Origin of the sequence: Actinotignum timonense, assembly GCF_900155575.1 — a bacterium.
GTDB lineage: Bacteria > Actinomycetota > Actinomycetes > Actinomycetales > Actinomycetaceae > Actinotignum > Actinotignum timonense.
In genome coordinates, this window is record NZ_LT706966.1 from 585795 (window position 1) to 598401 (window position 12607).

13 protein-coding genes and 1 tRNA gene are annotated in these 12607 nt (G+C 61.8%); 9 read left to right on the top strand and 5 right to left on the bottom strand.

Annotated elements, in window-relative coordinates:
* Positions 1 to 114 precede the first annotated feature (114 nt).
* The 7 genes from pheA to CZ322_RS02500 all read left to right on the top strand — a co-directional run bounded on the left by pheA (position 115) and on the right by CZ322_RS02500 (position 6770).
* Positions 115 to 1071: a prephenate dehydratase gene (pheA, locus tag CZ322_RS02470; protein ID WP_087070070.1), complete on the top strand. Its 957-nt coding sequence runs from the start codon at positions 115 to 117 to the stop codon at positions 1069 to 1071.
* Positions 1072 to 1116: 45 nt separating this feature from the next.
* Positions 1117 to 2235 (top strand): aminoglycoside phosphotransferase family protein, encoded by a 1119-nt coding sequence (locus CZ322_RS02475; RefSeq protein WP_087070071.1) that lies wholly within the window; start codon positions 1117 to 1119, stop codon positions 2233 to 2235.
* A gap of 9 nt (positions 2236 to 2244) precedes the next feature.
* Entirely contained in the window at positions 2245 to 3528 is a 1284-nt protein-coding gene (gene serS / locus CZ322_RS02480; protein WP_087070072.1) for a serine--tRNA ligase, read from the top strand.
* Positions 3529 to 3621: 93 nt separating this feature from the next.
* Entirely contained in the window at positions 3622 to 4560 is a 939-nt protein-coding gene (locus CZ322_RS02485; RefSeq protein ID WP_087070073.1) for an HAD family hydrolase, read from the top strand.
* A gap of 181 nt (positions 4561 to 4741) precedes the next feature.
* Entirely contained in the window at positions 4742 to 5935 is a 1194-nt protein-coding gene (locus CZ322_RS10310) for a leucine-rich repeat protein (RefSeq protein WP_087070074.1), read from the top strand.
* Positions 5936 to 6132: 197 nt separating this feature from the next.
* Positions 6133 to 6447, top strand: a complete 315-nt coding sequence (locus CZ322_RS02495) for a hypothetical protein (protein WP_087070075.1) — start codon at positions 6133 to 6135, stop codon at positions 6445 to 6447.
* A 107-nt stretch (positions 6448 to 6554) separates the two neighbouring features.
* Positions 6555 to 6770, top strand: coding sequence for a hypothetical protein (locus CZ322_RS02500; protein ID WP_087070076.1), 216 nt, complete (start codon positions 6555 to 6557; stop codon positions 6768 to 6770).
* Between the two features lie 293 nt (positions 6771 to 7063).
* Here CZ322_RS02500 and CZ322_RS02505 read toward each other — a convergent pair whose 3' ends face one another.
* Entirely contained in the window at positions 7064 to 7426 is a 363-nt protein-coding gene (locus CZ322_RS02505; protein WP_087070077.1) for a hypothetical protein, read from the bottom strand.
* 286 nt (positions 7427 to 7712) lie between these two features.
* Between CZ322_RS02505 and CZ322_RS02510 the strand changes: the two genes are divergently transcribed.
* A complete protein-coding gene (locus CZ322_RS02510; RefSeq protein ID WP_087070078.1) occupies positions 7713 to 8537 on the top strand; it encodes a hypothetical protein in 825 nt (274 codons plus the stop codon).
* Here the strand turns inward: CZ322_RS02510 and CZ322_RS02515 are convergent.
* The 4 genes from CZ322_RS02515 to CZ322_RS02530 all read right to left on the bottom strand — a co-directional run bounded on the left by CZ322_RS02515 (position 8508) and on the right by CZ322_RS02530 (position 12082).
* Entirely contained in the window at positions 8508 to 8960 is a 453-nt protein-coding gene (locus tag CZ322_RS02515; RefSeq protein WP_087070079.1) for a DUF488 domain-containing protein, read from the bottom strand. The genes CZ322_RS02510 and CZ322_RS02515 overlap by 30 nt on opposite strands.
* A gap of 124 nt (positions 8961 to 9084) precedes the next feature.
* Positions 9085 to 9171 (bottom strand) — tRNA-Ser (locus CZ322_RS02520).
* 214 nt (positions 9172 to 9385) lie between these two features.
* Positions 9386 to 10363: a class 1b ribonucleoside-diphosphate reductase subunit beta gene (nrdF, locus tag CZ322_RS02525; RefSeq protein WP_016442136.1), complete on the bottom strand. Its 978-nt coding sequence runs from the start codon at positions 10361 to 10363 to the stop codon at positions 9386 to 9388.
* Positions 10364 to 10483: 120 nt separating this feature from the next.
* A complete protein-coding gene (locus CZ322_RS02530; protein ID WP_143231817.1) occupies positions 10484 to 12082 on the bottom strand; it encodes a trypsin-like serine peptidase in 1599 nt (532 codons plus the stop codon).
* Between the two features lie 238 nt (positions 12083 to 12320).
* Between CZ322_RS02530 and CZ322_RS02540 the strand changes: the two genes are divergently transcribed.
* The gene (locus CZ322_RS02540) at positions 12321 to 12599 is read left to right on the top strand and encodes a hypothetical protein (RefSeq protein ID WP_087070082.1); all 279 of its coding nucleotides are present in this window, start codon (positions 12321 to 12323) and stop codon (positions 12597 to 12599) included.
* Positions 12600 to 12607 lie beyond the last annotated feature (8 nt).

Genomic DNA, 12607 nt, shown 5'->3' on the forward strand with positions numbered 1-12607 from the left:
GCCCCACCCCGGGGCGGGATACAATAACCAGGCGACAGCGCGGGCAGGTGCACCGCCGCCCAGCTGCGCCGTCGTACTATTTCTTCACGCAATCTCCACGCACGAAAGGACACCATGCAATCCTCGCCCGCTACCGAACCGGTCCGCTATTCTTTCCTCGGCCCGCGCGGCACGTTTTGCTTTGCCGCATTGCAGCAGGTAGCCAGCGAGGACACCGCCACTTTCGTGCCCGCCGTGGATGTCCCCTCGGCGCTGCGGATGGTACGCGCCGGGCAGACCGACGCCGCCGTGGTCCCCATCGAAAACTCGGTGGAAGGCGGGGTTAATGCCACTCTCGATTCCCTCACCGCCGGCTCGCCGCTGGAAATTCGCGGGGAAATGCTGGTTCCGATTGCGTTCTCGCTGGCGGTGCGGCCCGGCACGCGCGCCGCGGATATTCGCCGGGTCGCCACCCATCCGCATGCGTGGGCGCAGTGCCGCACCTGGATCGCCGAGCACCTGACCGATGCCGTGCACGTGCCGGCTACCTCCACAGCCGCCGCCGCGCGCGAACTGGCCGAGAACCCGGATGCGGATTTTGATGCGGCGATTTGTGCGGTGCCCACCACCGGCGTGTACGGGCTCGTCTCACTGTCCGATGAGATCGCCGATAACCGCAATGCCGTCACGCGCTTCATTAAAGTGAGTAAACCCGGGGAGATTCCCCCGGCGACGGGCTCGGATAAAACAACGCTGATGGTGCGTCTAGCCTCGGAGAAGCCCGGCGCGCTGCTGGAGATGCTGCAACAATTCGCCGCGGTTGGCGTTAATTTATCGCGTATTGAGTCGCGCCCGGCCGGCGATCAGCTGGGCCGTTACGCGTTCTCCCTGGATGCCGAGGGCCATATTCACGACGAGCGGGTGCAGGCGGCGCTGGTCGGGCTGCATCGCATCTGCCCGGAGGTGACGTTCCTGGGTAGTTACGCGCGCGCGGATCGGCAGGCCACGCGCCTGCACGCCGGGACTTCCGACGAAGATTTCGGTGCCGCGCGCACCTGGGTCGCCTCGCTGCTCAGCCGGGTCACCCGCTAACGGAAGCGCTTGCCCGCGATAGTCACCGGTATTCATCGAGGCGCCATGGACCCGCTGCACACACCGCTCACACTGCGAACACTGCTTACCGAGCGGCAGTATGCGGCGTTTACAGCCGCGTGGGCGGAGCTGCGTGGTGGCTTGGCGCCCGGCAGTGGCTCGCTTAGCTGCGGAGCCCTTGGTGACGGGCGTTCCGGCGGCTCGCTTAGCGGCGGCGCGCTGACCAGCCCGGATGCCGTGCGGGTGCGCGATCTTTCCTGGCCCGAACGCGAGAGCACCGTTCTCCACCTCAGCGGCCCCGGGGTGTCCTGGATTCTCAAAACCGCTGGAAACACTGCTTACAGCGTGGGGCGCGAAGCCCGCGCACGCGCGTGGACCGGCCCTTTGGAGGCGCGTGGCACCGTGGCTCGCTTGCTGTGGTACGACGACGCCGCCCCGCTCGCCATCCTCGACTATCTACCCGGATGTGACGTTCTGGGTAGCCCGTGGGAATTATCCCCGCGGGTGCATTACCAGGCCGGAGCCGCCCTCGCGCTACTCCACGGAGCCGGGGCACGCCTTGATCACGGTTTCGCCAAGGGTGCCCTCACCCGCACCCGGGCGCGGATCGCGGAGATTCGCGCCCTCGCTCCGGGCGGCGCACTGCCTGCTACTTTCCCTGGCGAACCGCTGCTCGCCGCTTCCCCGAAGGGTATATCGCCCGCCACTTTCGATGAGAAGCTCGCCGAAGCGGAGGATTTCCTGGCGAGCTACCAGCCGGGCAGCGTCGTCGTACATCCCACGCACGGGGATTGGCAGCCGCGCAATTGGTTGTGGGATGAGCCCGCCGGTCGGCTGCGGGTCATTGATTTTGGGCGCTTCGGGTGGCGCCCGGCTGCCGCGGATCTCCTGGAATTGCGGGCCTTGTGGCAGGTCCATCCGGGATTGGACGAGGCCGCGGCGCGCGGCTACCGCGAGGCTGGAGGGGCCTGGCCCGCGGAGAGCGGCACCGGCACTAGCGAGCCCGGTGCCGGCAGCGGAAAGCCCGGTGCCGGAAGCGGCGCATGCGAGGCCGGCGGTGAGAGCAACATTGGGCGGCTGCTGCGAGTGGCACGCGACGTCGGCCATATGTGGCACCGGGCCACCACGGCCCGCCGGATCGCGGGCGCGCCCGCCGCGCGCTAAGCTGGATCCATGCTTGATATGCGTTCTGTTCGCGAGAATCCGGAAGCCATCCGTGAGTCCCAGCGCCGCCGCGGGAATGATCCCGCTACCGTCGATGCCCTGCTCGCCGCCGACGATGCGCGCCGCACCACCCTGCAAGAGTTCGAAGCCGCCCGGGCCGAACAAAAAGAGGTGTCGCGATCCGTGGGGAAAGCCTCCCCGGAGGAGCGCCCCGCCGTGCTCGCCCACGCCAAGGAGCTGGCCGAAAAGGTCAAGGCGTTGGACGCGGCAGCGGCGGAAGCCGAAGAAACCTACCTGGCCGCGAATCGCGCGATTGAGAACCCGGTGCTCGCCGGGGTGCCCGCGGGTGGGGAAGATGATTACGAGGTGCTGGAAGTGATTGGCACCCCGCGTGATTTCGAGGCGGAGGGCTTCACCCCCAAGGATCACCTCGATATTGCGGAGGGCCTGGGGGCCTTGGATATGGACCGCGGTGCGAAGGTCTCCGGATCGCGCTTCTACTACCTCAAGGGTGTGGGCGCGCACCTGGAAATGGCGATGTTCCGCATGGCCATCGATCAGGCAGCCGAACACGGCTTCACGCTCATGACCACGCCCACGATTGTGAACCCGGATATTATGTCCGGCACCGGCTTCCTCGGGGAGCATTCCGATGAGATTTACTACCTGGGTGCCGATGACCAGTACCTGGTAGGCACCTCGGAAGTGCCGCTAGCCGGCTACCACAAGGATGAGATTCTGGAGCTGGACGGCAAGCCACGGCGCTACTGCGGGTATTCGGCCTGCTACCGGCGTGAGGCCGGCTCCTACGGGAAGGACACCCGCGGGATTATTCGCGTGCACCAATTCAATAAGGTGGAAATGTTCTCCTACTGCCCGGTGGAGCAATCCGAGGAAGAACACCGCGCGCTACTCGCGATGGAACGCGAAATGATCGGGAAGATGGAACTGCCCTACCGCATTATTAATGTGGCGGCCGGGGATCTGGGTTCTTCCGCGGCGCAGAAATTCGATTGCGAGGCGTGGCTGCCCACCCAGCACCGCTATATGGAAGTTACCTCAACCTCCAATTGCACCACTTACCAGGCGCGGCGGCTCAATGTGCGCGAGCGCGTGGACGGGAAAACCCGCGCGGTGGCCACCCTCAACGGGACCCTGGCCACCACCCGCTGGTTGGTGGCGCTTTTCGAGAACCACCAGCAGAAGGACGGCTCGCTGTACGTGCCCGATGCACTGCGGCCCTACCTGGGCGCCGGCCTGGCCGGGCGCGAATTCATCGAGCCGGTGAAGTAGCCGGTGCAGTAACCGGTGAACTATCCAGGGCGCGAAGGCTGAACAGCTCGGCGCTCCGAACAGAGCAACGACCAGCGTAACGAAGGCGGCGATGTGAAAATCCAGGAGGAATCGACGGCGGCGCGCTTGCGGGCCGCATTCGATGCCGCCGGGACCCCGCCGGCCGGGCCGGAGCTCATGGTCTGCCTGGATCTGGATGGCACCACGCTCCGCCCGGACGGCATTATTGCCGAGCGGGTAGACGCCGCTTTCCAGGAGCACCTGCGCCGGGGAACCCACCTGGTGGTGGCTACCGGGCGCGGGCGCGAATCTGCCATTCCCGTGCTCGATATGCTGCGGGTGAGCGAAACCATTATGGTGTGCTCGAACGGCAACGAAACGGTGCTGCTCGGTAACGCGCAGCTTCCCGGGGTGCAGGTGCGCACGGTCCGCTCCATGACGGATCGCGGGGATGTGGTGCCGGTGCGCCTCGCCCACCTTTTCACCATGGAGGAAGCCGACCTGGCCCGGGCTCTCAATGCGATGCGCCGCGAATTCCCGGGCGCCTATTTCGCGGTGGAGCCGGTGGAAGGCCCGCGACGGGTGGCGCACGGGTACGCCACCGAACGCCTGGAACCCAATGCCATCTGGGTGAAATTCAAAGACCTCGTGGTCCCGGATGCGCTGCGCCTCATTATGGTGGTCCCGCGCATGGAAGCCGCCGAGCTCATGGCCCGCCTTTCCCGCCTCGACATGCCCGGGGTGGATTGGGCGGCGTCTTCCTCCTCTGGCTCAGGCTGGGTGGATGCCGGACGCGCCGGGATCTCCAAGGCGAGCGCACTCGAGGTACTCCGCCGCGATTTCGGCATCGCGCGGGGTGCCACCGTGGCCGTCGGCGATGGCGGGAACGACATCCACATGCTCGAGTGGGCCGGCGTGGGAGTCGCGATGGGGCAGGCGCTCGATTACGTCCGTGCGCACGCGCGGGCCGTGACCGATCCGGTATGGGACGACGGCGTAGCTACCCTCCTCGAGGTGCTGTTGGCGCGTTAACGCTGGCGCCGTCGTCGTTAAATATCACAAGCATGCCGCACGGCCGCAAGCTGCGATAATAATATTTTCTACGCAATCCAGTTCATTTTCTGATGAATTTCCGCGCGTTTCGCGGTACGGTGGCGGTGAGTAACCCGAGTTTCTCTGGGCTCTCCCGAGCCGCACCACGAAAGGATATCGGATGAAAAAGGGACTCGTTAGCACGGTGGGTGCACTGTGCCCGGCATTAATGATGGGGCTGTCGGCGCTGGTGCCGGCAGCCACCGCCGCTCCCGCTGCCACGTGGGATGCCGCGGATTTCACTATCGAAACCGAGGGAGCTTCCACAACGCTGCGCGGTTTGAGCGATACCGGCCTGCAGAAAATTACGAGCCTCAAGCACGTGGTTATTCCGGAGGGCGTAACCGCGCTGACCGGGCCGAATGGTCGGACGGGGAATATGCACAGCAAGGGAATCACCGGTATTACGCTGCCGGCCACGCTCACGGAGGTGAGTTACGGTTTCCTGGATCGCAATGCAATTTCCGCGGTGGAGTTCCCGGCGGGGATGCAGAAGATTGGGCCGGCGGCTTTCCAGGCCAATGCGCTCACGGAGGTCACGCTGCCTGCCTCAATCACCGAGGTTGCCTGGAGCGCTTTCCAAAATAATCATATTTCCACGGTGCGACTGGCCGGCACGTATAACAACGCCGTTTTCCCGGTGGTGCCCGGCAGCAGCGCCGGCAATAGCAGCCCGGCTTTCGCGCAGCAGGAGCTCGCCGACGCCACGGTACCCGCGCACGGCACGCTCACACTCGCGCGGATTTCCGATGTGAACGGCGATCTCAGCGGTCGCGGGCTCACGTGGGATGCGTATTATTGGGACGACGGCGCAGCCGAGCCCGCCCTCACCAGCTCCATCGTGACCTTTGCCGATGGCACGGTGACCGGGGTGGCCCCGGGTTCCACCCGCGTCATCATGATGGCGAATGACACGGCCACCGGTAAGCCGCTGTATTCCGCGGTGGTCCGGGTGAATGTGACCGAGCCGGCGCCTGAGCCCGATCCGGTTCCTGATCCTGATCCGGCGCCTAATCCGCAGCCGCAACCCGATCCAGATCCGGCGCCCAATCCGCAACCGCAACCCAATCCAGATCCGGCGCCCAATCCGCAACCGCAACCCGCGGATCCAACTTCTCCGTCGCAGCCGCAGGGCCCGAAGCCCCAACCGGCTCCTAAGCCTGCGCCGAAGCCCGAGGCTAACAAGCCAGCTCCTGCCCCGAGCAAGGCACCGACGCGGCAACTTGCCCACACTGGACTGGCAGCTACGGGCGCTCTGGCCGCTATGGCCGTGCTGCTGCCCACCGGCTACGCCCTGCGCCGGCGTGCGAAGTAACCCAGAGTTCTAGGTAACTCAAGGCCAAACGCCACGCACCTGGGGGCCGCGCCGATACCGGCGCGGCCCCCAGGTTTTCTATTCTCCGCACAGATCCCGGGTGACGTTCCGACCGGTTGTCTACACTGAAGGTAAGTGCGAGGCAAAGAGGCCGCCGCGGATCCTTATAATCACACGTAAGGTAAGGAGAAAATACCGTGGACCGAGAAGAGCTGCACAACGACGCTAACCTTCCCTGGTCTCCCGTCGATATTCTCATCGACTGGATCGACGAACACGCGGACCCGGAACTCGTCGCGAAAGATGGCGGTTACTGGCTTGAATGGAAAGGCGGAGGCGGAACTCCGTGGTGCCTCATCTATGCTTTGGATGGTGCGAGCCGTTACGGAGTGAAAATCCCAGACGATAAGCTCATCCCACCGATTGAAGACATCCGCGACGAGCTAACTGTCCACTCCCGGCGCGTCTTGAATATATTCCTTGAGAAGATCGGGTCGTCCCTACGGGTATAGCCTTGTTGGACAAAAGCGGACGCAGATCGGAGACCGGGGCGAACCGATCCCCGCCGTCGTGAAATTTCCGACAAGCTCGCTCGTAAGATTCTCGAAAGGAGCAAGAAGTGACAACACTAAATACCACGGTTGCCCGTGATGGACATTGGTGGGTCGCCGAATTTGCCCTTAACGGAAAGGAATACGGTACGCAGGCGTGCCGACTTGATCAGATTGAAGAAATGGCAAAGGATGCCGCGGCGCTGATTACGGGAGACCCTCTCGATAGTTTCGCCGTTAACGTCACCGTTGACACGCCTGTATTCGCGGAGGATCGGGGCTAATAGACAAAAGGGGCTTATAGGCAAAAACGAACGGCCCCGGGAAATGTTGCAACAACCGCTACAGCAATTGAATCGTATCTCCCGGGCCCGCCCGCCCGTTCAATGAAGATGGAGGTATCCGAAACGGGTAGATCATCATCGAGGCTCGGGATATATTCTCCTGCATAACAATGCAACCGTCAGAACCGTGGATTGATAAGTTCCGCGCGGGAATCACCGAGATCACGTCGCAACCTACTGGGCATAAAAGTTCCCCACATGAGTGCGACCCGCAAGAAATAAAATAAGTGCGATTAGCTCGGAGTAATCTCTACGATGATCGGCTCTTCTTCCTCAGGGATAAGGGGGACACGAAGTGGAGAACCGATCAGTTCAAGTTTTCGGTTAAGCGCCTCTGACGACCCATGAGTCAATTCGTCGAGGATGTCGTCGACAGCTGCTGAAAGTAAGGGCTCTGGCAGAGAGCACTTAGAAAAATGGGCCGCATTAATTGCGTAGATTAGATCCCATGCATCGCCATACATACCAAGGTAGTACCCGTAGCCCTCGCCCTCACCTTCGCCAAAGAGGGATTGTTGATCGCCATGTGCCTGGACGTACTTGACGAGCTCTATTACAGGATAGGTATTCGATTTATCGTTTACACTTCCAGCCACGCTTTATCCTTACTTCTTTTACACCCGCGGTGGGAAAGCCCCAATAAAAGCGATGCCTGAGCTTCGATGGGCAGGATTCCGAGGACCTCAGTCACCTCTATGGATGAAAGGACCCGGTTTCCCGGTTCCGGTTTGTCTCGGCAACCCTACCCATCAAAGATCAGACCCGGCGTTCTTTGCGCTTGAGTCTAATCCACCAGACCCGTGTAATCCAGCCCTCTCCCTAGCGGCAGGAAACTCTTGTACCCTTGATTCACACCACCATCTTCGACGTGAAGGCGCGCCCATGGATATCAGCAAAGCAAGGGAACTGGACCAGCAAGGTAGAGAAATCGACGTTTTAGTCGTTGTTAAAACCGCTCCCATCCCCTCAGAAAAATACAAGGAAACCGTGTGCGTTGCCGGAGTCGCCCTCGATCCGCTTCGCTGGGTAAGGCTCTACCCTATCGCCTTCCGTTATCTTGACGGCACCGACCGCTTCAAGAAATATCAAACTATTCGAGTATCCGTCCGCGCACCTAACGATGATGACCGGGAAGAAAGCTTACGGGTCGAAAAGGATCCTCAACCGCAAGATGCACCTATTACCGGGTGGGACGAGAGAGCTATCTACCTCGACCCTCTTCCTACCAAATCCCTCTGCGAACTACGGGCGGAAGCTATGAGAAATTCGGCCGCGCAATCCCTTGCGCTTATCACGCCCCGCGCAACACCAACTATTAAAGTATCGCTTCACCCGGGCTGGAATGAACAGCAGAAAGCTGCGCTGCGCAAATATAAAGACGAAGATATCTTCGGTAACAAGGGGCTCACGCTCGAAGCCCCGCGGTTTGTTGCACGGCTTGAATTTTATTGCAATTTTCCGAGTTGCTCGCGCCATTCCTTGACAATAACGGACTGGGAAGCGGTGGCGCTGCAACGCCATTGGCCACCAACGGCGTCAATCGAATACGCCCAGCAAGAATTCGAAAAGAAATTCATTAGAGAACGTGAAAAGCCCGGCGTTCCACTGCGGATTATTGTTGGCAACCAAGCCGCTCCGCACAAACGCCACAGCTTCCTGGTGTTGGGAATCTTTGGTTCAAGCCGCGAAGCGCTCGGCCTCTTCTAACACAGCGCGCGTTTCCTCAATCACGAGTTTTCGATGGCACTGCTGGTGATTAGCCTCGAAGCAAAGAACAAGGATTGTGCCGTCATGCGCGAGATCGGCAATCTCGTGGATGGCTACCCGCGCATCCGGAGTCGCAAGTACCTCGTTGCGGAAACGCGCGTGAGCGGCATACGCTTCGGGAGTTCCGGGTTGGGCAAAAGCTGCCCGATTATCTTTAGGATTACCAAGGGATCGCATATGAACATAGCGGGTTCCGGTAGATTCCACCGCTTGGCGCAGCCGCGTTTTTGAAAAACCCTGCTTGCGACTAATGGGAGTAAGCCGAATATCAACAACGGTATGGACTCGGTTAGCTTCCAATGTATCGAGAAGATCGCTGATAGTTTTCCCCTCGTAGCCCCAGCCGAGAATAGTGGTGGCCATCGGTTGCACTCCTTCGTCTTACGTGGCCGGCCCGCGACCCTATAAACCTCATGAAACTTCAGTTACACACAAGCACGATGGCCGCGAAACCACAGGTAAATCTATGGCACGAGCCATCACAGAGCGGAGACGGAGGGATTCGAACCCTCGAGCCGCTATTGCGACTAACACCTTAGCAGGGTGCCACTTTCGGCCACTCAGTCACGTCTCCATGCTCACCGGGGAAGCCTAAGCTCACCCGTGCAAGCCTTACTAGCGTACACGCTCACCGGGGCGTGGTGCCAGTTTTTTCGCGGCGGAATTGGTCACGCGGCGCCGCCCCGCATTGCGTGGCGGCGGGCCGGCACTATTACCGCCAGGCCGGCGCTGCGGCGTCGTACCACACGCGCCGCCGCGGGCCGCACCACCGCGAGCGCGCAAGCACGCTAGAAATCCCAGTCGTCGTCGGTAGTATCTTCCACTTCGCCGATAACGTACGAGGAACCGGAACCGGAGAAGAAATCGTGGTTTTCGTCCGCGTTCGGGGAAAGTGCCGCCAGAATCGCCGGATTGACGGCCGTCTGATCCGGATTGAACAACGCTTCGTAACCGAGGTTCATGAGCGCCTTATTGGCGTTGTAGCGCAGGAATGCCTTGACGTCCTCCGTCAGGCCCATCTCATCGTAAAGGCTGGCGGTGTATTCTTCCTCGTTCTCGTAGAGGTCTTGGAGCAGCTCAAAGGTGTATTCCTTGAGTTCGGCCTTGCGTTCCTTGCTGGCCTTCTCCACCGCGCGCTGGTATTTGTAGCCGATGTAGTAGCCGTGCACGGCTTCGTCGCGAATAATGAGGCGGATGAGATCCGCGGTATTGGTGAGCTTGGCGTGCGCGGACCAGTACATGGGCGCGTAGAAACCGGAATAGAACAGGAAAGATTCCAGCATCGTGGAGGCCACCTTGCGCTTTTCCGGATCATCCCCGCGGTAGTAATCCAGCACGATCTGTGCCTTCTTCTGGAGGAATTCGTTGTTTTCCGACCATTCGAAAGTTTCGTCGATCTCATCGGTGGAAATGAGCGTGGAGAAAATCGAGGAATACGACTTCGCGTGCACGGATTCCATGAAGGCGATATTGGTATACACCGCTTCCTCGTGCGGGGTGACCGCGTCCGGGATGAGCGAAACCGCGCCCACAGTGCCCTGAATGGTATCGAGCAAGGTCAGGCCGGTGAACACCCGGGTGGTCATGAGCTGTTCGTGCGGCTTGAGGGTGTTCCACGACTGAATATCGTTGGACAGCGGCACCTTTTCGGGCAGCCAGAAATTCCCCGTGAGGCGGTCCCACACTTCGAGGTCCTTTTCGTCCTCGATGCGGTTCCAGTTAATGGCTTGCACAGAACTGACAAGTTTCAACTTCGGGGGGATCACAGTAGCTCCTCGTTAGCGCAGGTGATGCGGGATAGATGATGGATAGGAACGACGACGCCGCTCGCGCCGCCACACCCCGCCCATTCTAGACGGTTGAATCGGTAAGCGGTGCGAGCCAGGTCATGAGGTGCGCGGCTTGGGCTGGATACCTTGCTGGGAGATATCCGCATACTGCGTCGTCGTGCCATCGATATTGGTGACGGTGAGGGTGTCATCCGCGATGCTCATCTTGGTCACATTGGTGAATTCGAGGGGAAGATGCGGGTTGAGGTGCTCGGGGTGGCGCAGGCCGAAGAGGCCCGGATCGTGCCAGAGGATGAGGGCGCCATCGCGGCCGAGGGTGAGAATATCGGCCATGCCGGAACCGTCCAGGTCCCCGGCCGCGAGGGTGCGGAGGTTACGTAAACGGCGATCACGCCCGCCGAGGATCCGCACCGAACGGAAACTGCGCGCGGCATCCAACTGGGCGAGCTCGCCGGTTTCTTCCCCGGCCGCCGGCAGAACTTCCGCCCCGCTGCCGGCATCCAGATAGAGCGCAACCGCCCCGGATGGCCACACCGTGAAGGCATCCGCGCGGTCGGGCTGGCCGCCCAGGTAGCCGAGGACTTCATGGGCCGGATTGCCCGGTTCGAGGGTGGCATCCTCCAGGGTGATGCGGGCTTCTTCCAGCAGCTGCGCGATGAGGTTATCCATGGGCACGCCCACAGATTCGTCATCCGTGTAGCCACCGCCGTCCTGCGCGCCGCCGGTGATCGCCACGATGGCCCATTCTCCGTTCTCACCTTGCTGGAGCCAGGGCCCGCCGGAGACCCCGGTGGGCATCCCGGCGCATTCAATATGGAAGTAGTCCACCCCGTTTTCCGTGAACGCTTCGGTGGAGTTACGGCAGTGGCGCGGGTATGCCGAGGTGTAGTTATCGGCCTCGAAAGATTCGGCCACCGGGTAGCCGATCACCTCAATATCGGGTTGTTCCGGGCTCACATCGGCAAGGGGCAGGCCGCCGGTCACGTCCTCGAGGAGGTTGCCGAAGCGGTCCGGGTCCGCGGTGAGGACGGCGGCATCGTACCGATCAGCATCCTCATCATCGCTGTAATACGCATCGTTGATGACCACGGCGTCCGGGTCGATACGCCAAATACCGTGGGGAATATAGGCGGTACCGGCAATAATGGAGAATTGCGGCACGAATACCGTGGCGGCGTAGGCATCTCCGGGCCAGCAGTGCGCGGCGGAAAGAATCTGGGAACGCCCCGGGGTATCGAGGACCACGCCGGTGCAGCCGCGGATCACCTGGGTTGTGCCGGGAACCACGTGGAAGAAGGTACCCACCTGCGGGATTCCCGGGAAGTTGTAGCCCGCCCCGGGCAGGCCCTCCCCCAGCCCCACATCGCTGACCTTCGGGTCCTCATTGAGGGCGGCGTTGAGGGAATCGGGAAGCCCGGCACCGCGGTGGTAGGCGGCGGCCAGGACCCGGCCGTCGACGATGCCAGAGTCGTCAAATTCGGCGTCGAGATCGCGGTGATTGGCATCGTCGTCCCAGACGATGGCCACGGCGTCGTCGCCAAAATTATCGTAGGTGACCGGGCGCGGAACCGGAGCGGCGAGTACCGGGGCTTTGACCAGCGCGCAAGCGCCCAGCAGCCCGGCGACCAGAGCCAGCGTGAGCAGCGCGCCGAGTAACACCGCCAGGGTGCCCGCGCGACGATACCGATTCCTCACCTGCTCCGCCTTCTTTCTCCGCGGGGTGGCTCCGCGGAAGTGGCACCTATCCTACCGCGCCGGCCTGAAGGTGATGCGGCTGGTTCGCAAGCAGGTTCGCCGGCGCGCGGCACGCCCGGAGAAGCCGCAGCGCGCCGGCCCGCAAGCGTGATATACGCAGAACTAGTAGAGTGGTGAACTACCTGGCCGCCCGCTGGCCGGTCCACCATCGCGCGAAATGACGCAGAATGGAGCACCTATGCTGTGGCAAAATATCCTGGCCATTCTTTCCGTTCTTGCCGGTCCGCTGCTATACCTGACCGGCGCGGTGGTGATCGCGGTGGTCGGTATTGCGCTGGCGCGTTTCCTCGGGGCGCTCACGCGCCTGGCGAATGCCCGGGCGGAGAAGCTGGAGCGCACGCAGAAGCTGGAACGGGCGGAGAAGCTGGAACACACGGAGCACACGGAAAACCCGGTGCACACAGAGAATCCTGAACTCCAGGAGCCCGGACTTTCCTCATCCCCGGATGCGTCTTAAACTTAAAG

Excerpts from the sequence above, each read along its gene's own strand:
- CZ322_RS02540 (WP_087070082.1), top strand. The coding sequence starts at position 12,321 with ATGCTGTGGCAAAATATCCTGGCCATTCTTTCCGTTCTTGCCGGTCCG.
- CZ322_RS10310 (WP_087070074.1), top strand. The coding sequence starts at position 4,742 with ATGAAAAAGGGACTCGTTAGCACGGTGGGTGCACTGTGCCCGGCATTA.
- CZ322_RS02510 (WP_087070078.1), top strand. The coding sequence starts at position 7,713 with ATGGATATCAGCAAAGCAAGGGAACTGGACCAGCAAGGTAGAGAAATC.
- CZ322_RS02475 (WP_087070071.1), top strand. The coding sequence starts at position 1,117 with ATGGACCCGCTGCACACACCGCTCACACTGCGAACACTGCTTACCGAG.
- CZ322_RS02515 (WP_087070079.1), bottom strand. The coding sequence starts at position 8,960 with ATGGCCACCACTATTCTCGGCTGGGGCTACGAGGGGAAAACTATCAGC.
- serS (WP_087070072.1), top strand. The coding sequence starts at position 2,245 with ATGCTTGATATGCGTTCTGTTCGCGAGAATCCGGAAGCCATCCGTGAG.
- pheA (WP_087070070.1), top strand. The coding sequence starts at position 115 with ATGCAATCCTCGCCCGCTACCGAACCGGTCCGCTATTCTTTCCTCGGC.